Origin of the sequence: Escherichia sp. 10290 (assembly GCF_030295155.1) — a bacterium.
Lineage (GTDB): Bacteria > Pseudomonadota > Gammaproteobacteria > Enterobacterales > Enterobacteriaceae > Escherichia > Escherichia coli_F.
Map to the genome: position 1 here is coordinate 598583 of NZ_AP025741.1, position 24846 is coordinate 623428.

Below are 24846 nucleotides of genomic sequence, written 5' to 3' on the forward strand. Positions count from 1 at the left end.
GGAATCCCCTCCCGCATCTATAAAAAGGAGTTAACAAAAGATGTTAGATGCAAACACATTACAGCAGGCAGTGGATCAGGCTTACACCCAATTTCACTCACTTAACGGCGGACAAAATGCCGATTACATTCCCTTTCTGGCGAATGTGCCCAGTCAACTGGCGGCAGTGGCTATCGTGACCTGCGATGGTAAAGTCTTTAGCGCGGGTGACAGTGATTACCGCTTTGCGCTGGAATCCATCTCAAAAGTCTGTACGTTAGCCCTCGCGTTAGAAGATGTCGGCCCGCAGGCGGTACAGGACAAAATTGGCGCTGACCCGACCGGATTGCCCTTTAACTCGGTTATCGCCTTAGAGTTGCATGGCGGCAAACCGCTTTCGCCACTGGTAAATGCTGGCGCTATTGCCACCACCAGCCTGATTAACGCTGAAAATGCCGAACAACGCTGGCAGCGAATTTTACATATCCAACAACAACTGGCTGGTGAGCAGGTAGCGCTCTCTGATGAAGTCAACCAGTCGGAACAAACAACCAACTTCCATAACCGGGCCATTGCCTGGCTGCTGTACTCCGCCGGATATCTCTATTGTGATGCAATGGAAGCCTGTGACGTGTACACCCGTCAGTGCTCCACGCTCATCAATACTATTGAACTGGCAACGCTTGGCGCGACGCTGGCGGCGGGCGGAGTGAATCCGCTGACGCATAAACGCGTTCTTCAGGCCGACAATGTGCCGTACATTCTGGCCGAAATGATGATGGAAGGGCTGTATGGTCGCTCCGGTGACTGGGCATATCGCGTTGGTTTACCGGGCAAAAGCGGTGTAGGTGGCGGTATTCTGGCGGTCGTTCCTGGTGTGATGGGAATTGCCGCGTTCTCACCACCGCTGGACGAAGAAGGCAATAGTGTTCGCGGTCAAAAAATGGTGGCATCGGTCGCTAAGCAACTCGGCTATAACGTGTTTAAGGGCTGATCATGATGAACACGGAAGGTAATAACGGTAACAAACCCCTCGGTCTATGGAACGTCGTTTCCATTGGCATTGGGGCAATGGTGGGGGCGGGGATCTTCGCGCTGCTGGGGCAGGCTGCGTTGCTAATGGAAGCCTCGACCTGGGTCGCCTTTGCTTTTGGTGGTATTGTGGCGATGTTTTCTGGTTATGCCTATGCGCGTCTGGGGGCGAGCTATCCCAGCAATGGCGGTATTATCGACTTCTTTCGTCGCGGATTAGGCAACGGCGTCTTTTCGCTGGCGCTCTCGTTACTGTACCTGTTGACGCTGGCGGTAAGCATCGCCATGGTCGCCCGTGCTTTTGGCGCTTATGCCGTGCAGTTTTTGCATGAAGGCAGCCAGGAGGAGCACCTTATTCTGCTCTACGCGTTGGGGATCATTGCGGTGATGACGCTATTCAACTCCTTAAGCAACCATGCGGTAGGACGGCTGGAAGTGATCCTCGTCGGCATTAAAATGATGATCCTGTTATTGCTGATTATTGCCGGTGTCTGGTCGCTACAACCGGCGCATATTTCCGTCTCTGCGCCTCCCAGCTCCGGTGCGTTCTTCTCCTGTATCGGGATAACCTTCCTTGCCTATGCGGGCTTTGGCATGATGGCGAACGCGGCGGATAAAGTGAAAGATCCGGCGGTCATTATGCCACGGGCGTTTCTGGTGGCGATTGGCGTTACCACGTTGCTTTATATCTCGCTGGCGCTGGTACTGCTTAGCGATGTATCGGCATTAGAGTTAGAAAAATATGCCGATACCGCCGTAGCGCAGGCCGCATCTCCGCTCCTCGGGCATGTGGGTTATGTGATCGTTGTCATCGGTGCTTTACTGGCGACGGCTTCAGCCATCAACGCGAACCTGTTCGCCGTGTTTAACATCATGGACAACATGGGAAGCGAACGCGAACTGCCGAAGCTAATGAATAAATCTCTGTGGCGGCAGAGTACCTGGGGCAACATCATCGTCGTGGTGTTGATTATGTTGATGACGGCGGCGCTAAATTTAGGCTCACTCGCCAGCGTTGCCAGTGCCACCTTTTTGATCTGCTACCTGGCGGTGTTTGTGGTGGCGATCCGCCTGCGTCATGATATCCATGCCTCGTTGCCGATTCTTATCGTTGGCACGTTGGTTATGTTGTTGGTGATCGTTGGCTTCATCTACAGTCTGTGGTCCCAGGGCAGTCGTGCTCTGGTATGGATTATTGGCGCGCTCTTACTCAGCCTTATTGTGGCAATGGTCATGAAGCGCAATAAAGCCGTATAAAACCTCTCTGGGCGCAGTACTTTCTGTACTGCGCCTTTGTCTTTAATTCAAATTTCCTTTCTTATTCCTTTAATAAATAAGTCACAAAAAAATGATATATACGCGATAAATCTGTGATGCTAATCACTTATTGCTGTGGATTATTCTTAATGCGTATGATGGTAATCTAAAAGTCGTAGTGTATTCTAAATAAATAACGTATAAGCTTTTTAACTGCATTTCTTTTCCAATCTCAATGTTCGACAAAAGAGGTGCACAAGTTATTACCCTTCTTAATAAAATGAGACTGGTTGTAAAAACTAGTTAAAATAATGACCTGGAAGGAAGTGACTTATCTATGGCGCGATTCCAGTTTAAAAACCGTAAAAATAATGGACTTATTTTTTTAATAAGTTTTATGGTGATGGGAGAAGCTACAATTGCTGCACCGCTGCCACAATGGGCGAACGCCCCAGCGGTAACGCCAGTTGCCCGATTATCTTTACAGGAAAGTATATTACGCGCCTTTGCGCGAAATCCCGACGTCACTCAACAGGCGGCGCAGATAGGTATTGGCGAAGCGCAAATTGATGAAGCCAAAAGTGCCTGGTATCCACACGTTGGATTAACCAGCAACGCGGGGCCGTCACGGCAAACGGACTCCAGCGGCAGGCTTGATAACAACGTTTCGTATGGCATAACCCTGACACAGCTGGTGTATGACTTCGGTAAAACAGATAACGATATCAAACTGCAAACCGCCGCTCGTGACAGCTACCGCTTTAAATTGATGGCAACTTTAACCGATGTTGCCGAAAAAACGGCGACTGCCTATATGGAGGTCAGTCGTTATCAGGCGTTGTGCGATGCGGCTCAACGCAATATCCACTCGCTGGAAAACGTCTACAACATGGCGGCGCTGCGCGCTAACGCTGGCCTGAACTCATCGTCGGATGAATTACAGGCCCAGACGCGTATTGCCGGAATGCGCTCAACCCTGGAGAAATATCAAGCGCAGATGGCGAGCGCCAAAGCGCAACTGGCGGTGCTTACTGGCGTACAGCCGGAGGCGATAGCCGCGCCACCTGCTGAATTAGCCGAGCAGCCGGTATCGCTGAAAAATATTGATTACCAGTCCATCCCACTGGTGCTGGCGGCAGAAAACTTACGCCAGTCAGCACAGTACGGTGTGGAAAAAACGAAAGCGCAATACTGGCCGACGCTCAGTATTCAGGGCGGCAAAACACGCTACCAGACCAGCGACCGCTCGTACTGGGACGACCAGTTACAGTTGAACGTCAACGCGCCGTTGTATCAGGGCGGCGCGGTTTCGGCTCAGGTTCAGCAAGCCGAAGGGCAACAAAAAATATCCGCGTCGCAGGTTGAGCAGGCGAAATTAGATGTTATGCAACGGGCGTCGGTGGCGTATGCCAACTGGACTGGGGCACGGGGTCGTGAAGAGGCTGGGTTAGCGCAATCTGAAAGTGCGCACAGAACGCGAGATGTGTACCAAAATGAATATAAATTGGGTAAACGCAGCCTGAACGATCTCTTAACCGTTGAGCAAGATGTCTTTCAGGCGCAATCAGCTGAAATAAATGCCAATTATGATGGCTGGGTTGCCGCTGTGAATTATGCCGCTGCGGTGAATAACCTTATTCCATTAGCGGGAATTAAGCAGGGCTTATACAACGACTTACCCGACTTGAAATAATCCTGCCATTATTAATATCAGGTATGCATCGTTGTTGAGTGATTACCTTTGTCTTATTTAGATAAATGGACTCGCTAAGGATGTGCGCCATTTATCAGGAATGCCATTATGAGCCTGATTATTGATGTTATTTCGCGAAAAACATCCGTCAAACAAACGCTGATTAATCCAGGCGACGTTACGGTTGTCATTTATGAGCCCTCTGTAGTGCAGGTTCATGCTCAGGCATCTGCCGTTGTGCGTTATGTCCGTGACGGAAATGACCTGTTGATCTATATGCAAGACGGCACGGTGATCCGCTGCAACGGTTATTTCCTGCAAGCGGCAAATACCAGCGAACAATCTCAACTGGTGTTTGCCGATGGTCAACAGCTGACTCATGTCACCTTTGCCGATACCGCGGCGGGTGGATTAGCGCCCGTGGAGCTGACCGCTCAGACTACCGCAATTGAAAGCATTGCGCCGTATCTTGATACCGTCGCTCAGACCAGTGCCTTCCCGTGGGGATGGTTAGCGGGTGCCGCGGTAGGTGGTGGCGCGCTTGGCGCTTTACTGGCAAGCGGTGGTGATGATGACTCAAAAACTGAAGTGGTTAACAACCCACCGCCAGCCGAACCCGGCAATGCCACGCCATCGTTTTTGGTAACCGATAATCAGGGCGATCAACGCGGTATTCTTTCCGCCAACGATATCACCGATGACACCACGCCAACCTTTAGCGGCAGCGGTCAGGCGGGGGCGACCATTCAGATCAAAGACAGTAACGGCAATACTATCGCCAGCACTCAGGTAGACAGCAACGGGCGCTGGAGCGTCGATTTACCCACACAAAGCGCGGGCGAACATACCTGGTCAGTGGTGCAAATCGTCGGCAGCACCATTACCAACGCTGGGTCGATAACGTTAACCATCGACAATAGTCAGGCTGTCGTACAGGTTGCCACCACCGCAGGCGATAACATCATTAACGCCAGCGAACAGGCCGCCGGGTTTACGCTTTCTGGCACGACGAGCAACCTGGCGCAGGGAACCGAACTCACCGTCACGCTAAATGGTAAAACCTACACCACCAGCGTAGGCGCTAACGGCGCGTGGAGCGTGCAGGTGCCGACCGCCGACGCGCAAGCGTTAGGCGAAGGGAATCAGGCGGTGCTGGTCAGTGGGAAAGATGCCACGGGCAATACGGTCACCGGAGCGCAGCTGCTAACGGTCGATACCCAGCCGCCAACACTTGCTATCAACACCATCGCTCAGGACAACATTGTCAGCGCCTCAGAACATAACGCCGCGCTGGTAGTGAGCGGCACTTCGAACGCAGAAGCCGGGCAAACCGTAACACTGAACGTTAACGGGAAAAGCCATTCAGCAACCGTCGGTAGCGACGGAACCTGGCAAGTGACGCTGCCTGCCACGGAGGTCCAGGCACTGGCGGAGGGGAACTACGCTGTCAATGCCAGTGTCAGCGATCGGGCAGGGAACACCACCAGCAACAGCGCGAATTTCACGGTAGACACCTCAGCACCCGTGGTCAGCGTTAACACCGTGGCGGGCGACGATATTCTTAATAATGCCGAGCAGGCCGTCGCGCAGATCATCTCCGGACAAGTCAGCGGTGCTTCTCCAGGCGATACGGTAACGGTGAAATTGGGCACTCATGTCCTGACGGGCATCGTGCTGGCAGATGGCAGCTGGAATGTGGCACTGGACCCGGCGGTAACCCGCACGCTGGATCGCGGAGCCAATACGATTTTCGTCACCGTGACAGATGCTGCAGGAAATACCGGCGCGGCGTCTCGAGCAATCACGCTGGTCGGTGTTTCTCCGTTGATCACCATTAACACCGTCTCCGGCGATGACATTATCAGTGGCGCAGAAAAAGGTGCGCCACTGACCCTTACCGGTAGCACTCAACAGGCCGAGACAGGACAAACTGTCACAGTAACCCTGGCTGGACAGAGTTTTACCACTACCGTACAGGCCGATGGCTCCTGGAGTCTGACGGTACCTGCCGCCGCGATGGGAAATCTGCCTGACGGCGCGGTGGCGATTACCGCTTCAGTGACGGATCTCAGCGGCAATACCGGCAACACCTCCCGCACCATTACCGTCGACAGCCAGGCCCCGGCCTTAAGCATTGACTCGCTGACGGCTGATAACATCATCAACGCCGCCGAAAGTGGTCAGGATCTGCAAATCACTGGCATCACCGACGCCCAGTCGGGGCAGACGGTGACCGTCACGCTTAATGGGCAGACCTATCAGGGCGTCGTGCAGTCAGATGGCACCTGGAGCGTGACCGTTCCCGCCGCCAACGTTGGCGTACTGGCTGACGGCAACGCCACGGTGACCGCCAGCGTGAACGATGTCGCGGGTAATCCGACCAGCGTCTCACGGGTGGCGCTGGTCGATGCCACGCCGCCCGTGGTGACCATTAATCCGGTGGCAACCGATAACGTCATTAACACGCCGGAACACACTCAGGCGCAAATTATCAGCGGCACGGTCACCGGCGCGCAGGCGGGTGATATTGTCACCGTGACGCTGAATAATGTGGATTACACCACGGTGGTGGATGCTTCCGGCAACTGGAGTCTGGGCGTTCCGGCCTCCGTTGTCAGCGGACTGGTGGACGGCAGTTATCCGATCAACGTTTCAGTGACTGACCGCGCTGGAAACAGCGGCAGCCAGTCATTGACCGTCACGGTTGATACCGCCGCGCCGGTGATTGGCATTAACACTATCGCGGGCGATGATGTGATCAACGCCAGCGAAAAAGGAGCCGATCTCCAGATTACCGGCACCAGCGATCAGCCTGCCAATACCGCCATCACAGTGACGCTGAACGGGCAAAATTACACCACCACGACCGACTCTTCCGGCAACTGGAGCGTCACCGTTCCGGCATCGGCGGTAACCGCCTTGGGCCAGGCCAACTATACGGTGACAGCAGCAGTGACCAGCGGTATCGGTAACAGCGCCACCGCCAGCCATAACATGCTGGTCGACAGCGCGTTGCCCGGCGTGACCATTAACCCGGTGGCAACCGACGATATTATTAACGCCGCCGAAGCGGGCGTTGCGCAAACCATCAGCGGGCAGGTTACCGGAGCCGCCGTTGGCGACGCGGTAACCGTTACGCTTGGCGGTAATACTTACACCGCCACCGTGCAGGCCGGTTTAAGCTGGAGCGTGAGCGTTCCGGCGGCGGATATTCAGGCGCTGGGTAATGGTGATTTAACGGTGAGCGCCTCGGTCACCAATCAAAACGGCAACACCGGCAGCGGCACGCGGGATATCACCATCGACGCCAATCTGCCCGGTCTGCGGGTCGATACGGTGGCGGGTGATGATGTGGTCAATATCATCGAACACGGGCAGGCGCTGGTGGTCAGCGGCAGCAGCTCGGGGCTGGCAGAAGGCACGCCGCTTACCGTTATGATTAACAATGTGGAATACACCACTGCGGTGCTGGCCGATGGTGGCTGGAGCGTGGGCGTCACGGCGGCGCAGGTTAGCGCCTGGCCTGCGGGAACAGTGACGGTTACTGTGTCCGGGGAAAGTAGCGCCGGAAATCCGATAAGCATTACGCATCCGGTAACGGTCGATCTCACGCCAGCGGCGATCACCATCAACACCATCGCTACGGACGACGTGATTAACGCCGCAGAAAAAGGCGCTGATTTAACCCTTTCCGGCACCACCACGAATGTAGAACCCGGTCAAACCGTCACCGTCACCTTTGGCGGGAAAAATTACACCGCCAGCGTGGCGAGCGATGGTAGCTGGACTGCCACCGTTCCTGCCGCCGATCTGGCAGCATTACCTGAGGGCAGCGCCTCCGCGCAGGCCAGCGTCAGCAATATCAATGGCAATAGCGCCTCGGCGGTGCATAACTACAGCGTCGATAGCAGCGCGCCAACCATCATTATCAATACCGTCGCCAGCGACAATATCGTCAACGCCAGCGAAGCCGATGCGGGTGTGACGGTGAGCGGCACCACCACCGCTGAAGCGGGGCAGATTGTTACGGTAACGCTCAATAGCCCGACCGTGCAGACCTATCAGGCAACGGTACAGGCCGACGGCAGCTGGAGTATTACTATTCCGGCGGCAGACCTTGAGGCATTGACGGATGGCAGCCACACCCTGACCGCCACGGTTAATGACAAAGCGGGCAACCCGGCGAGCACCACGCATAATCTGGCGGTGGATCTCACCGTTCCGGTACTGACCATTAACACCATTGCGGGCGATGATATTATTAACGCCGCCGAACACGGGCAGGCGCTGGTGATTTCCGGTTCCAGCACTGGCGGGGAGGCGGGCGATATCGTCAGCGTCACGCTAAACAATAAAACCTACACCACCACCCTGGATGCCTCCGGCAACTGGAGCGTCGGCGTTCCGGCTGCGGATGTCTCTGCGCTGGGCAGCGGCCCGCAAACCGTGACGGCGACCGTTACCGATGTGGCTGGCAACAGCGACAACGAGACGCACACGGTCACCGTTAACCTTACCGCGCCGACCATTGGCATCAACCCCATTGCCAGCGATGACGTGATTAATGCCACGGAAAAAGGCGCGGATCTGCAAATTTCCGGCACCAGTAATCAGCCAACAGGCACCACAATTACGGTGACGCTTAACGGGCAAAATTACTCCGCCACGACGGACGCCGCAGGCAACTGGAGCACCACGGTGCCAGCCTCTGCCGTCGGTGCGCTGGGCGAAGCCAGTTACACGGTGACGGCGAACGTCACCGACAGCGCGGGCAACAGCAATTCCGCCAGCCATAACGTGGAGGTGAATACCGCGCTGCCGGGTGTCACCATTAATCCGGTGGCGACCGACGATATTATTAACGCGGCGGAATCGGGCGTGGCGCAGACCATCAGCGGCCAGGTGACGGGCGCGGCGGCGGGCGATACGGTTACCGTGACGCTTGGCGGGAAAACCTACACCGCTACTGTGCAGGGCAATTTTAGCTGGAGCGTGGACGTTCCGGCGGCGGATATTCAGGCCATCGGTAATGGCGACCTGACAGTTAACGCCTCGGTAACCAACGGCGTGGGTAATACTGGCAGCGGTGCGCGCGATATTGTGATAGATGCCAATCTGCCAGGTCTGCGCGTTGATACCGTGGCGGGCGATGATGTGGTTAACAGCATCGAGCACGGTCAGGCACTGGTGATAACCGGTAGCAGCAGCGGGCTGGCGGCGGGCGCGGCGCTGACGGTGGTGATCAATAACGTCACCTATGGCGCGACAGTATTAGCCGATGGCACATGGAGCGTTGGCGTTCCGGCGGCAGATGTGGGCAACTGGCCTGCGGGGACGGTGGATATCACGGTAAGCGGCACTAACACTGCCGGAACAACCTCCACCATCACCCATCCGGTCACCGTCGATCTGGCGGCGGTGGCGATCTCCATTAACACCGTTTCCGGCGATGATGTGATTAACGCCGCCGAAAAAGGGGCAGATTTAACCCTTTCCGGCAGCACTTCCGGCGTGGAAGCGGGGCAAACCGTCACCGTCACCTTTGGCGGCAAAACCTATATCGCTACCGTAGCGGGCGATGGTAGCTGGACAACTACGCTACCCACCGCCGATCTCAGCGCGTTACGTGACGGCGACGCCACGGTACAGGCCAGTGTCAGCAATATTAACGGCAACACGGCTTCGGCAACCCACGCCTATAGCGTCGATGCCACGGCCCCGACGCTTGCCATTAACACCATCGCCACCGACGATATTCTTAACGCCGCTGAGGCGGGAAATCCGTTAACCATCAGCGGCACCAGCACCGCCGAAGCGGGGCAAACGGTAACCGTCACGCTTAATGGTGTGGCTTACATCGGCACCGTTCAGGCGGGCGGTAGCTGGAGCGTCAGCGTGCCGACAACAGATCTCAGCAATCTGACCGCCAGCCCGTACACGGTCAGCGCCTCGGTAAGCGACAAAGCGGGTAACCCGGCGACCGCCACTCACGGCCTGGCGGTGGATCTCACCGTGCCAGTTTTAACCATTAACACCGTCTCCGGCGATGACATCATTAACGCCGCCGAACACGGACAGGCGCTGGTGATCTCCGGTTCCAGCACTGGCGGCGAAGCGGGCGATGTCATCACCATCACGTTAAACAGTAAAACCTACACTACCACGCTGGACGCCTCCGGCAACTGGAGCGTCGGCGTTCCGGCAGCAGACGTCACTGCGCTGGGCAGCGGCCCGCAAACCATCACTGCGGCCATTACCGATGCGGCAGGCAACAGCGATGATGCCAGCCGCACGGTCACCGTAAATCTCACCGCGCCAACCATTGGCATCAACACTATCGCCAGCGATGACGTGATTAACGCCACAGAAAAAGGCGCGGATCTGCAAATTACTGGCACCAGTAATCAGCCCGCAGGCACCACCATTACAGTGACGCTGAACGGACAAAATTACACCGCTACCACCGATAGCAGTGGCAACTGGAGCGCCACGGTGCCAGTGTCAGCGGTTAGCGCGTTGGGTGAAGCTAACTACACAGTAACCGCGAACGTCACTGATACGGCAGGCAACAGTAATTCCGCCAGCCATAATGTGCTGGTCAACAGCGCCTTGCCTGCCGTCACCATTAACGCAGTGGCGACTGACGATATTATTAACGCCGCTGAATCTGGTAACGCCCAGACCATCAGCGGCCAGGTCACGGGCGCAGCGCAGGGGGATACGGTTACCGTCACGCTGGGCGGCAACACCTACACCGCCACGGTGCAGGCTAATTTAAGCTGGAGTGTTAGCGTTCCAGCGGCGGATATTCAGGCGCTGGGTAACGGCGACCTGACAGTTAACGTCTCGGTCACCAATGACGTTGGTAATACCGGCAGCGGCTCGCGCGATATTACGATCGATGCCAATCTGCCTGGTTTGCGGGTCGATACCGTAGCGGGCGATGATGTTATTAACAGCATTGAGCACAATCAGGCGCTGGTGATAACAGGTAGCAGCACCGGGCTGACGGCAGGAACGGCATTAACGGTCGTGATTAACAACGTCACTTACGCTGCCACGGTGTTAGCCGACGGCACATGGAACCTCGGCGTTCCGGCGGCAGACGTCAGCAACTGGCCTGCGGGTACGGTGGATATCACGGTAAGCGGCACCAACAGTGCCGGAACAACCTCCACCATTACCCATCCGGTTACCGTCGATCTGGCGGCGGTCGCCATAACCATTAACACTCTCTCCGGCGATGATGTGATCAATGCCGTCGAAAAAGGCGAAACGCTGGTGGTGAGCGGCAGTACCAGCGGTGTAGAAGCCGGGCAGACGGTGACCGTCACCTTTGGCGGCAAAAATTACACCACCACTGTGGAAACCAACGGTAGCTGGACGGTGAATGTGCCGCCTGCCGATCTCGCTGCGTTGCCGGACGGCGCGGGCAACGTGCAGGCGAGTGTCAGCAACATTTACGGCAACAGCGCCCAGGCCGATCGCGCGTACAGCGTCGATGCCACCGCGCCGCTTGTGACCATCAACACCATCGCCAGCGACGATATTCTCAACGTGAGCGAAGCGGGCGCGGGGATAACCATCAGCGGCACCACCACGGCGCAGGCCGGGCAGACGCTGACTGTCACGCTCAATAACAACACGTACCAGACTACCGTCCAGGCCGATGGCACCTGGAGTGTGAACGTTCCGGCGACAGATTTAAGCGGATTAACCGCCAGCAGTTATACCGTGACCGCCACGGTGAGCGACAAAGCGGGCAATCCGGCAAGCGCGGATCATGCACTGGCGGTGGACGTGACCGCGCCGGATCTCACCATTAACACCGTCGCGGGCGATGACATTATCAACGCCATCGAACACGGGCAGGCGCTGGTGGTGAGCGGAACCAGTACGGGCGCGGCGGCAGGCGATGTGGTGACCGTCACGCTGAACGGTAAAAACTACACCACAACGCTGGACGCCTCCGGTAACTGGAGTGTGGGTATTCCGGCGGCGGATGTCACGGCACTGGCAACCGGTAGCCAGACCATCACCGCCAGCCTGAGCGATCGCGCGGGCAACAGCGACAGCACGACTCACGATGTGACCGTTGATCTCAGTGGCCCGACGCTGACCATTAACACTGTCTCCGGTGATGACATTATTAATAATGCGGAGAAAACCCAGGATCTGATCATCAGCGGCGTCTCCAGCGGCCTGGCGGCAGGCACTACGGTCACCGTGATGTTGAACGGCCTGGCGTACAGCGCCACCACCGACGGCTCCGGCAACTGGAGCGTTACCGTGCCGGCTTCGGCGGTCGGCGCACTGGGCGAGGCGGTTTATTCGATTAGCGCCAGCGCCACCGACAGCGCGGGTAACAGCGGTAGTACTACCCATACGGTGAATGTCGAATCGCTCCTGCCAGGGGTAATCATTAATACTGTGGCGGGTGATGACATTATCAACGCCGCTGAAATCGCCGTTAACCAGACCCTCAGCGGACAGGTTACGGGGACGGCGGTTGCGGGGAATACGGTGATTGTCACTATTGGTGGTAATCAATACATTGCCACCGTGCAGCCAGATTTAAGCTGGAGCGTCAGCGTGCCTGCGGCAGATTTGCAGGCGCTGGGTAACGGTGAACTGACCATCAGCGCCTCGGTGACTAATTCCGCAAATAATACTGGCACCGCAACGCACGACATCGTGATAGACGCCAATCTGCCAGGCCTGCGGGTCGATACCGTGGCAGGCGATGATGTGATTAACAGCATTGAGCACACTCAGGCGCTGGTGGTCACCGGTAGCAGTAGCGGACTGGCGGCGGGCGCGGCGTTGACGGTAGTCATCAACAACGTCACCTACGGCGCAACGGTACTCGCCGATGGCACCTGGAGCGTCGGCGTTCCGGCAGCGGACGTGGCTGACTGGCCTGCGGGGACGGTTAATATTGCCGTCTCTGGCACCAATACCGCAGGAACCACAACCAGCATTACTCATCCGGTCACGGTCAATCTCGCTGCCGTGGCGATTACCATCAATACACTCTCCACTGACGATGTAATAAACGCCGCCGAAAAAGGCACTGATTTGCAGCTTTCCGGCACCACCTCCGGCGTGGAAGCGGGGCAGACCATTACCGTTATTTTCGGTGGCAAAAGCTACACCACCACGGTTGCCGCGGATAATACCTGGGGCTGACGATCCCAGCCGCCGATCTCGCAACCTTGCCGGATGGCGCAGCAAACGTCCAGGCCAGCGTCAGCAACGTCGCGGGTAACAACGCCCAGGCAACGCATGTTTATAGCGTCGATGCCACCGCGCCCTCCGTCACCATCAACACCATTGCCAGCAACGATATTCTTAATGCCGCCGAAGCGGGATCGGCGCTGACTATCAGCGGCACCAGCACCGCAGAAGCCGGGCAGACAGTGACCGTGACGCTAAACGGCATCAATTACAGCGGCAACGTGCAGGCAGACGGGAGCTGGAGCGTCAGCGTACCAACTGGCGATTTAGCTAACCTCACTGCCAGCTCGTATACCGTCAACGCCTCGGTAAGCGACAAAGCCGGAAATCCGGCCTCGGCAACGCATAACCTGACGGTAGACCTTGCCGCTCCGGTCGTCACCATTAACACGGTAGCGGGCGATGACGTGATTAACGCCACGGAACATGCTCAGGCGCAGATTATCAGCGGCTCGGCAACGGGCGCGACGACGGGTAACACGGTTTCCGTGACGATTGGCTCGACCACCTACACCACCGTGCTGGACGCCAACGGCAACTGGAGCATCGGTGTGCCTGCCAGCGTGATTTCCGCGCTGGCCCAGGGCGATGTGACCATTACCGCCACGGTTACCGACTCCGCAGGCAACAGCGGCACGGCCTCGCACACTGTCAGCGTGGCGCTCGGTGCACCGATACTCGCCATTAACACCATCGCCGTCGATGACATCATCAACGCCACGGAGAAAGGCGCGGATCTGTCGATTTCCGGCACCAGCAACCAGCCTGCGGGCACGCAGGTAACTGTTACGCTCAACGGGCAAAATTACACCACCACTGCCGATGCTTCCGGGAACTGGAGCGTGACTGTTCCGGCGTCACGGGTGAGCGCCCTCGGTGAAGCCAGTTATACGGTGACCGCTTCCGCCACTGACACCGATGGTAACAGCGGTTCCGCCAGCCATAACGTGCAGGTTAATACCGCGCTGCCGGGCGTCACCATTAACGTTGTGGCAACGGACGATATTATTAACGCTGCCGAAGCAGGGGCAGATCAAACTATCAACGGGCTGGTCACGGGTGCTGCGGCTGGCGACACGGTGACCGTCACGCTCGGCGGGGCGACTTACACCGCCACGGTGCAGGCGGATTTTAGCTGGAGCGTCGATGTTCCGGCCCCGGCGTTACAGGCGCTGGGCAACGGTGAACTGACCATTTCGGCCTCGGTGACAAACAGCGTAGGCAATACCGGCAACGGCACGCGTGAAATCACCATAGACGCGAATTTGCCCGGTCTGCGGATTGACACCGTGACGGGCGATGATGTGGTCAACATTATCGAGCACGATCAGGCGCTGGTGATTACCGGCAGCAGCTCCGGTCTGGCAGCGGGCAGCAACGTCACGCTGACCATCAGTGGGCAAACCTATGTTGCGGCGGTACTGGCGGATGGCACCTGGAGCGTCGGCGTTCCGGCGGTGGATGTCAGCGCCTGGCCTGCGGGGGCGGTGACGATTACGGCGAGCGGCAGCACTACTGCCGGAAACCCGGTCAGCGTCACCCATCCGGTGACTGTCGATCTCTCGGCGGTGGCGGTCAGCATCAACGCCATTACCGCCGATGATGTGATTAACGCCGCTGAGAAAGGCGCGGCGTTAACGCTCTCCGGCAGCACTTCCGGCGTCGAAGCCGGACAAACGGTCACCGTGACCTTTGGCGGCAAAACCTACACGGCAAGCGTCGCGGCGAATGGTTCCTGGAGCACCACGGTTCCGGCGGCAGATATGGCGGCCCTGCGTGATGGCGATGCCAGCGCACAGGCCAGCGTCAGCAACGTTAACGGCAACAGTGCCACCACTACCCACGCTTACAGCGTCGATGCCACCGCGCCAACGGTGACCATTAACACCATTGCGGGCGACGATATTCTTAACGCCGCCGAAGCGGGTGCGGCGCTGACCATCACTGGCAGCAGCACGGCGGAAGCCGGGCAGACGGTGACCGTCACGCTCAATGGCGCAAACTATACTGGCACGGTACAAACGGACGGCAGCTGGAGTATCAGCGTACCGCCAGCCGACTTAAGCGCTCTGACCGCCAGCATCTACACCGTCAGCGCGGCGGTGAGCGACAAGGCCGGAAACCCGACCTCGGTTAACCACAACCTGACGGTGGATACTTCCGTTCCGGTCGTCACCATCAACACTGTCGCGGGTGATGATGTGATCAACGCGACGGAACACGCCCAGGCGCAGATTATCAGCGGCTCCGCCACGGGTGCGGCAACCGGTAACACCGTGACGGTGACTATCGGCACAAATACCTTCACCACGGTGCTGGATGCCAGCGGCAACTGGAGCGTCGGCGTCCCGGCAAGCGTTGTTTCGGCACTGGCAAACGGCACGGTGACCATTAACGCCAGCGTCACTGACGCCGCCGGAAACAGCGGCAGCGCCACCCATCAGGTGACGGTCAATACCGGGCTGCCGACCATTACCTTTAACGCCATCAGCAGCGATAACGTCCTGAACGCCGATGAAAAAGGCCAGCCGTTGACCATCAGCGGTAGCAGTACGGGGCTGGCGACCGGCGCACAGGTTACCGTCACGCTCAACGGTCATAACTACAGCGCTACCACCGACGCAGCAGGCAACTGGACCTTAACCGTACCGGTGAGCGATCTGGCGGCCTTAGGTCAGGCTAACTATACCGTCAGCGCCAGCGCCACCAGTGCGGCAGGCAACACCGCCAGCAGCCAGGCGAATTTACTGGTCGACAGCGGCCTGCCAGGCGTCACCATCAATACCGTGGCTGACGACGATATTATCAACGCCGCCGAAGCCGGGGCCGATCAAACCATCAGCGGGGTGGTGACCCGCGCCGCCGCAGGCGATACAGTCACCGTGACGCTGGGCGGTAACACTTACACCGCTACGGTACAGGGCAACTTAAGTTGGAGCGTCACCGTTCCGGCAGCCGATCTCCAGGCGTTGGGAAATGGCGATTTGACCATTAACGCCTCGGTCACCAACGCGAATGGCAACACCGGCAGCGGCACGCGGGATATCACCATTGATGCCAACCTGCCGGGGCTGCGGGTGGATACCGTGGCGGGCGATGATATCGTCAACAGCATCGAGCATGGTCAGGCACTGGTGATCACTGGTGGCAGTAGTGGCCTGAATGCAGGTACTGTGCTGACGGTTACCATCAACAGTGTGGCTTATTCTGCCACGGTACAGGCAGACGGGAGCTGGAGCGTCGGCATTCCAGCGGCAAACGTCAGCGCCTGGCCTGCGGGGCCGTTAACCGTTGAGGTGGCAGGCCAGAGCAGCGCCGGAAACCCGGTCAGCGTCAGCCATCCGTTCACCGTCGATTTAACGGCGGTGGCAATCAGCATCAACACCGTTGCCAGCGACGACGTGATTAACGCCGCCGAAAAAGGCACCAATCTGACCCTTTCTGGCAGCACCAGCGGAATTGAAAGTGGGCAAACCGTTACCGTCACTTTTGGCGGCAAAAACTACACCGCAAGCGTCGCCGCTAACGGTAGCTGGAGCGTGAACGTTCCAGCGGCAGATCTGGCAACCTTGCCAGACGGCGCGGCGAACGTGCAGGCCAGTGTCAGCAGCGCGAGCGGCAACAGCGCGTCGGCAACTCATGCGTATAGCGTTGACGCCAGCGCACCGACGCTCACCATTAACACCATCGCCAGCGACGATATTCTTAACGCCACGGAAGCCGGAAGCCCGCTCACCATCAGCGGCACCAGCACCGCCGAAACCGGACAGACGGTGACCGTCACTCTTAACGGCGCAACCTACACCGGCAATGTACAGGCGGACGGTAGCTGGAGCGTCAGCGTTCCCACTTCAGCCCTGGGCGCTCTGACTGCAAGCAATTACACCGTCAGCGCCACGGTCAACGACAAAGCGGGCAATCCCGGCAGCGCCAGCCATAATCTGGCGGTAGACACCACCGCGCCGGTTCTCACCATTAACACCGTGGCGGGCGATGACATCATCAACGACGCCGAACACGCCCAGGCGCTGGTGATCTCCGGTACCAGCACGGGCGGGGAAGCGGGCGATGTGGTGAGCGTTGTGCTCAATGGCAAAACGTATACCACGACGCTGGATGCCTCCGGTAACTGGAGCGTTGGCGTACCGACGGCGGATGTTACGGCGCTCGGTAGCGGCGCACAGAGCATCACCGCCAGCGTTAGCGATAGGGCGGGCAACAGCGACGACGCCAGCCGAACCGTCACTGTTAACCTCACCGCGCCAGCGATTAGCATCAACACCATCGCGGGCGATGACGTGATCAACGCGACGGAAAAAGGATCTGATCTGGCGCTTTCCGGCACCAGCGATCAGCCTGCGGGTACGGCGATCACCGTCACGCTGAATGGACAAAACTACAGCGCCACTACCGACGCCTCCGGCAACTGGAGCGTCACCGTGCCCGCCTCGGCGGTCAGTGCGCTTGGCGAAGCCACCTACAGCGTCACGGCGAGCGTTACCAACGCTCAGGGCAACAGCAGCACCGCCAGCCATAACGTACAGGTCAATACCGCGCTGCCGGGCGTCACCATCAATCCGGTGGCGACGGACGATATTATCAACGCTTCAGAGGCGGGCAGCGCGCAAACCATCAGCGGCCAGGTAACCGGTGCGGCGGCGGGCAGCACCGTCACCGTTACGCTGGGCGGTAAAACTTACACCGCCACCGTCCAGCCAGATTTAAGCTGGAATGTGAGCGTGCCTGCCGCCGACTGGCAGGCGCTGGGTAACGGTGAATTAACGGTTAATGCCTCGGTGACCAACGCCGTTGGCAACACCGGCAGCAGCACGCGCGATATCACCATCGATGCCAGTCTGCCCGGTCTGCGGGTGGATACCGTCGCAGGAGATGATGTGGTCAATATCATCGAACACGCTCAGGCGCAGGTGATTACCGGGAGCAGCTCCGGCTTTACGGCAGGCACGGCGCTGACCGTGGTGATAAATAACCAAACTTATGCCGCCACGGTGTTGGCGAACGGCACCTGGAGCGTCGGCATTCCGGCGGCGGATGTCAGTAACTGGCCTGCGGGAACGCTGAATATTACCGTTAGCGGCGCGAACAGTGCCGGAACGCAAACCAGCATTACCCATCCGCTGAGCGTTGATCTCACTACCGTCGCCATCAGCATTAACGCTATTACCCCTGATGATGTGATTAACGCCGCCGAAAAAGGCGCGGCGCTAACGCTTTCCGGCAGCACGTCCGGCGTCGAAGCGGGGCAAACCGTTACTATTACCTTTGGCGGCAAAACCTACACCACCACGGTGGCGGCAAACGGTAGCTGGAGCACCACCGTTCCGGCAGCGGATATGGCGGCTCTTCGTGACGGCGATGCCAGCGCCCAGGTACGGGTGACTAACGTCAACGGCAACAGCGCCACGGCAACGCATGAATACAGCATCGATAGCGCTGCGCCAACGGTGACCATCAACACCATTGCCAGCGATAACATCATCAACGCCAGCGAAGCGGCGGCGGGCGTCACGGTGTCCGGCACCAGCACCGCGGAAACCGGGCAAACGCTCACCGTCACGCTAAACGGCACTAACTACCAGACCACGGTGCAGGCAGACGGCAGCTGGAGCTTAACGCTGCCTGCCAGTGACTTAACCGCACTTGCTAATAACGGCTACACCCTGACCGCCACGGTCAGCGATCTGGCGGGTAACCCTGGCAGCGCCAGCAAAGGCGTCACCGTCGATACCACCGCGCCCGTCATCAGCTTCAACACCGTGGCAGGCGATGACGTGATTAACAACGTCGAACACTCTCAGGCGCAGATTATCAGCGGCACCGCCACGGGCGCGGTGGCGGGTGACCGCCTGGTGGTGACCATCGCCGGGCTGCAGTATGTCACCAGCACCGATGCCAGCGGCAACTGGAGCGTTGGCGTGCCAGCCAGCGTGGTTTCCGGCCTTGCAGACGGCACGGTGACCATCAGCGCCACCATCACCGACAGCGCAGGCAACAGCAGCACGCAGACGCACAACGTGCAGGTCAATACGGCGGTGGTGTCGCTCTCAGTCAGCACCATCAGTGGCGATAATATTATTAACGCCGCCGAAGCAGGCAGTGCGCTGACCCTGAGCGGCACTGGCACTAATTTCGCGACAGGCACGGTGGTGACCGTGTTGCTTAATGGCAAGGGCTACAGCGCCACCATTCAGAACAACGGGAGCTGGAGCGTGAATGTGTCGGCGGCAGACGTCGCGGCACTTGCGGATGGCACCAGCTACACGGTTAGCGCCTCCGCCCAGGACAGCGCAGGAAACAGCGCCACGGCCTCGCGCAGCGTGGCGGTGGATCTCACCGCACCGGTTATCAACATTAATACCGTTTCGACGGATGACCGACTCAACGCCGCCGAACAGCAGCAGCCGTTAACCCTTAACGGCTCGACCAGCGCGGAAGTGGGGCAGACGGTCACTGTCACCTTTGGCGGCAAAACCTATACCGCCACGGTTGCCGCCAATGGCACCTGGGCGCTGAACGTGCCTGCGGCGGATCTGGCAGCACTCGGGCAAGGCGCGCAGACCATTACCGCCAGCGTGAACGATCGCGCCGGTAACCCCGGTCAAACCACGCACGCCCTGACTGTTGACACCGTTGCGCCGACGGTCACCATCGCCACCGTTGCGGGTGACGATATTATCAACAACGCCGAACAGCTTGCCGGGCAGACTATCAGCGGCACCACCACCGCCGAAGTAGGTCAGACTGTCACCGTCACCTTTAACGGACAGACCTGGACCGCAACGGTCGGCAGTGGCGGAAGCTGGTCGGTATTTATTCCGGCGCAGCAGTTTGCCGGATTAAGCGACGGCAGCTACACCATCAGCGCGACGGTCAGCGATCAGGCTGGAAACCCCGGTAGCGCCAGCCGTGGCGTGACGTTGAATGGCGACGTGCCCACCGTCACCATCAACACCTTTGCGGGCGATGATGTAGTGAACGCGGCGGAACACGGCGCGTCTTTGGTTATCAGCGGCACCACGACCGCACCGGTCGGGCAGACGCTAACCCTGACCTTAAATGGCAAAACCTACACCACCACGGTACAGACCGGCGGTAGCTGGAGCTACACCCTCGGCAGCGCCGATGTCACCGCGCTGGCGGACGGCAATGCCTATGTGATTAACGCTTCGGTGAGCAATGCCATTGGCAACATCGGTAGCAGCAATCACACCATTACCGTCGATCTCAGCGCCCCGGCGATGGGCATTAATATTGATTCCCTGCAAGCCGACACTGGCCTTAGCGCCAGCGACTTTATCACCAGCGTCAGCCCGGTGGTGGTCAACGGCTCACTCACCGCCGCGCTTGCCAGTAACGAGACGGCGCAAATCAGTATCGACGGCGGTATAACCTGGAGCACGCTTACCGTTACTGGCACGACCTGGCGCTATAACGACAGCCGCACGCTGACCGATGGTAACTATCTCTATCAGGTGCGGGTTATTGATGCGGCGGGCAACGTCGGGGCGACTGATAGCCAGAATGTGGTGATCGACACTACTGCGCCAGATCCCGCGGTGAAAACCATCGCCATTAGCGCGATCACCACCGATACAGGTCTGATTACTAATGATTTTGTCACCAGCGACACGACGCTTGCGGTGAGTGGTACGCTCGGCGCGGCGCTCTCTGCTGGTGAGTTCGCGCAAATCAGTATCGATGGCGGCACCACCTGGCAGAATCTGGCGGTAAATGGATTAACCTGGACTTATCTTGACGGGCGCACGCTGACCGACGGTAACTACAACTATCAGGTACGGGTGATCGACACCGCCGGAAATATCGGCGCGACCGCCAGCCAGATAGTCACCGTGGATACCACCGCGCCGCTGGCGAGCAAAACCATCGTCATTGCGGGCATCAGCGATGACACCGGGTTAAGCAGCAGCGATTTTGTGACCCGTGACACTACGCTGACCGTGCGCGGGACGCTCGGCGCGGCGCTGGCGGCAGATGAACGGGCGCAAATCAGCCTTGATGGTGGCGTTACCTGGGCTACGTTAACCGTTATCGGCACCAGCTGGAGCTATGCCGATGGTCGCACACTGACCGACGGCACCTGGAACTACACGGTGCGGGTGGTGGATCTGGCGGGGAACGTCGGGCAGACCGCGACGCAAAATGTGGTGGTCGACACCATCATCCCGGAAGCGGCGAAAAGCATCACTATTACCGGTATCAGCGATGACACCGGAGCCAGCAGCAGCGATTTTATTACCAGCGACACCACGCTTACCGTGCGCGGCGTGCTGGGCGCGGCGCTCGGCGCTAATGAGTTCGCGCAAATCAGTACCGACAACGGCTCAACCTGGGTGAACGTGACCGTTGCCGCAGACGGTCTGAACTGGACATATGTGGACGGGCGTACGCTGACCAACGGCACCACCACCTGGCAGGTGCGGGTGGTTGATTTAGCGGGCAACGTTGGCGCAACCGGCAGCCAGTCGGCGCAGATTGACACCGTTAACCCGGCGCAGGTGCTCACCATCGCCAGCATCAGCACCGATACGGGGAGTTCGGCCACCGACTTTATCACCAGCGATACCACGCTCACGCTGACCGGTTCGCTGGGGGCGGGGCTTGCCAGCGGCGAAGTGGCGCAGATTAGCCTCGATGGCGGCGCGACCTGGACCACGCTCACCACCAACGGTACGCAGTGGACTTACACTGACAGCCGCACGCTGACCGACGGCAGCTACGTTTATCAGGTACGGGTGCTGGATCTGGCGGGAAATACAGGCCCGGTGGTATCGAAAACGGTGGTGGTCGATACGATTAACCCCACCGCCACGCCGACCATTGTGTCGTATACCGATGATGTCGGGCAGCGGCAGGGGACATTAAGCAGTTCGCAGGCCACCGACGACACTACGCCGCTGTTAAACGGCGTGCTCTCTGCGCCGCTTGCCAGCGGTGAAGTCGTTTACCTCTACCGTAACGGTCTGCTGTTAGGTGCGGTAACGATGGTCGGCGCGCTGAACTGGACTTACAGCGACAGTGGTCTGGTCAGCGGTGCCTATACCTACAGCGCACGAGTGGTGGATCTGGCAGGGAATATCACCTCCTCCAGCGATTTTATCCTGACTGTCGATACCTCTATTCCGACCACGCTTGCGCAAATCACCAATCAAACCACACGCGATACCACGCCGATTATCAGCGGCGTAATCACGGCGGCACTTGCCAGTGGGCAGTATGTTGAAGTGGTGATCAACGGCAAAACTTACACCTCGCAACCGGGCGGTGCGGTGGTGGTCGATCCGGCGCACAACACCTGGTATGTGCAACTGCCGGATACCGACGCGCTGGCGGCGTCTGCGACCGCCTATAACGTCACCGCGCAGGTAAAAAGCTCGGCGGGTAACGGTAACACCGCTAACGTCAGCACTGGCACGGTGACGGTTAACGCGGCGATAGATTACACACCGACCTGGACCACCACCAGCAAATCCACCGCATGGGGGCTGACCTACGGCCTCGACACACACGGGATGTGGACAGTGCTGGCCAACCAGCAAATTATGCAATCCACCGATCCGCTCACCTGGTCGAAAACCGCCCTGACGCTGGTGCAAAGTGGCAACAACTATGCCACCAGCTCCATCGCCGATTACAACCGTAACGGTACGGGCGATCTGTTTATTACCCGTGATGACTACGGCACGGGGTATATCAACGGCTTTACTAATAACGGCGATGGTACGTTTTCCAGCGCCATCCAGGTGAACGTTGGCACCCTGACGTGGTATGGCTCGATTGTGGCGTTCGATAAAGAGGGCGACGGTTATCTTGATTTCTGGATTGGCGACGCCGGTGGACCGGACTCTAATACCTTCCTGTGGAACAACGCCGGCACCCTGACAGGCAACTCCACCACCGCTAATAACGGGGGGAGTGCTACGGTCGGTGGGGCGGTAACCGGTTATCTGTCACTCAACGAAGGTTCCGGTGTCGATCTCAATAATGACGGCAGAATTGATCTGGTTCAGCACACTTTCAACCTGAACAACAACTTCACCCTCTCATCGTTGATAAGTCAGGGCAATGGCACCTTCGTCTGGGGACAAAACACCGTCAATACTTTCCTCAGTAGTCCTGGCTCGGGGGGAAACTCGGCATCCGTTTCCATGACATGGGCCGATTTCGATGGTGACGGCGATATGGATCTCTTCCTGCCCGCCAGCCAGGGAAGAGCTAACTACGGCTCGCTGTTATTCAACACCAACGGCGTGCTGGGTAGCCCGGTGGCGGTCGGCGCGACGGCAACCACCTACGCCAGTCAATTCAGCCTGGCCGTCGACTGGGATCATGACGGGTTAATGGACATCGCCCGTATCGCCCAGACCGGGCAGTCGTATCTTTATACCAACGTCAGTAACGCCAGTAACTGGACACAATCGGCACTCGGTGGCAGCCAGAGCGGCACTACCAGCGGCGTGGCGGCAATGGACTACGACTGGGACGGCGCGGTGGATGTGCTGGTGACCAAACAGTCGGGCAGCGTGTTCCTGATCCGCAACACCAACACGGTGAGCTACGGCACCTCGCTGCACCTGCGTATCACCGATCCTAACGGTATTAACGTCTATTACGGCAATACCGTGAAGCTGTACAACTCGGCGGGTGTGCTGGTGGCGACACAAATCATCAACCCGCAGTCGGGAATGGGCGTTAACGACACCTCGGCGCTGGTCAACTTCTACGGACTTAACGCGGGAGAAACCTACAACGCGGTGCTGATCAAATCCACCGGTACTACCGCCAGCAATATCGACCAGACGGTAAACACCACATGGGGCGGCTTACAGGCCACCGATGCTACTCACGCTTACGATCTCAGTGCTGAAGCGGGTACGGCGAGCAACAACGGCAAGTTTGTCGGCACTGGCTATAACGACACCTTCTTCGCCACCGCAGGCACCGACACCTACGACGGTTCCGGCGGCTGGGTGTACAGCTCCGGCACAGGAACCTGGCTGGCGAACGGCGGCATGGACGTGGTCGATTTCCGTCTCTCAACGGTGGGCGTCACCGCTAACTTAAGCGTCACCACTGCACAGGCCACCGGTTTTAATACCTCGACATTTACCAATATCGAAGGGATTTCCGGCTCGAATTTTAATGACACTCTGACCGGCAGCAGCGGCGATAACCAACTGGAAGGGCGCGGCGGTAACGACACGCTCAACATCGGCAACGGCGGCCACGATACCTTGCTCTATAAACTGCTTAACGCCAGTGACGCCACCGGGGGCAACGGTTCGGACGTGGTGAATGGCTTTACGGTAGGCACCTGGGAAGGCACCGCCGACACCGATCGCATTGATATTCGTGAACTGTTACAGGGCAGCGGCTACACCGGAAACGGCAAAGCTAGCTATGTCAACGGTGTGGCAACGCTGGATGCCCAGGTCGGGAACATCGGTGATTTTGTCAAAGTCACCCAGAGCGGCAGCGACACCATCGTGCAGATCGACCGTGACGGCACGGGCGGCGGCTTTGCGACAACTAACGTGGTCACGCTGACGGGCGTGCATACCGACCTCGCCACCTTACTGGCGAATCATCAGTTGATGGTGGTGTAGAGA

General features: G+C 58.4%; 3 protein-coding genes and 1 pseudogene. All 4 read left to right on the top strand.

The window, feature by feature from the left end:
* Positions 1-40 precede the first annotated feature (40 nt).
* Positions 41-973, top strand: a complete 933-nt coding sequence (gene glsA / locus QUE74_RS02845) for a glutaminase A (RefSeq protein WP_000883053.1) — start codon at positions 41-43, stop codon at positions 971-973.
* Positions 974-975: 2 nt separating this feature from the next.
* On the top strand, positions 976-2268 hold the full coding sequence (locus QUE74_RS02850; protein ID WP_000982160.1) for an APC family permease: 1293 nt from the start codon (positions 976-978) through the stop codon (positions 2266-2268).
* A gap of 337 nt (positions 2269-2605) precedes the next feature.
* Positions 2606-3961, top strand: a complete 1356-nt coding sequence (locus tag QUE74_RS02855; protein WP_000090496.1) for a TolC family outer membrane protein — start codon at positions 2606-2608, stop codon at positions 3959-3961.
* A gap of 108 nt (positions 3962-4069) precedes the next feature.
* Positions 4070-24843 (top strand): annotated as a pseudogene (gene siiEA, locus QUE74_RS02860) (BapA-related adhesin SiiEA).
* Positions 24844-24846 lie beyond the last annotated feature (3 nt).

Bases quoted from the DNA above. Each gene is read 5' to 3' on its own strand.
- QUE74_RS02855 (WP_000090496.1), top strand. From the start codon at position 2,606: ATGGCGCGATTCCAGTTTAAAAACCGTAAAAATAATGGACTTATTTTT.
- glsA (WP_000883053.1), top strand. From the start codon at position 41: ATGTTAGATGCAAACACATTACAGCAGGCAGTGGATCAGGCTTACACC.
- QUE74_RS02850 (WP_000982160.1), top strand. From the start codon at position 976: ATGATGAACACGGAAGGTAATAACGGTAACAAACCCCTCGGTCTATGG.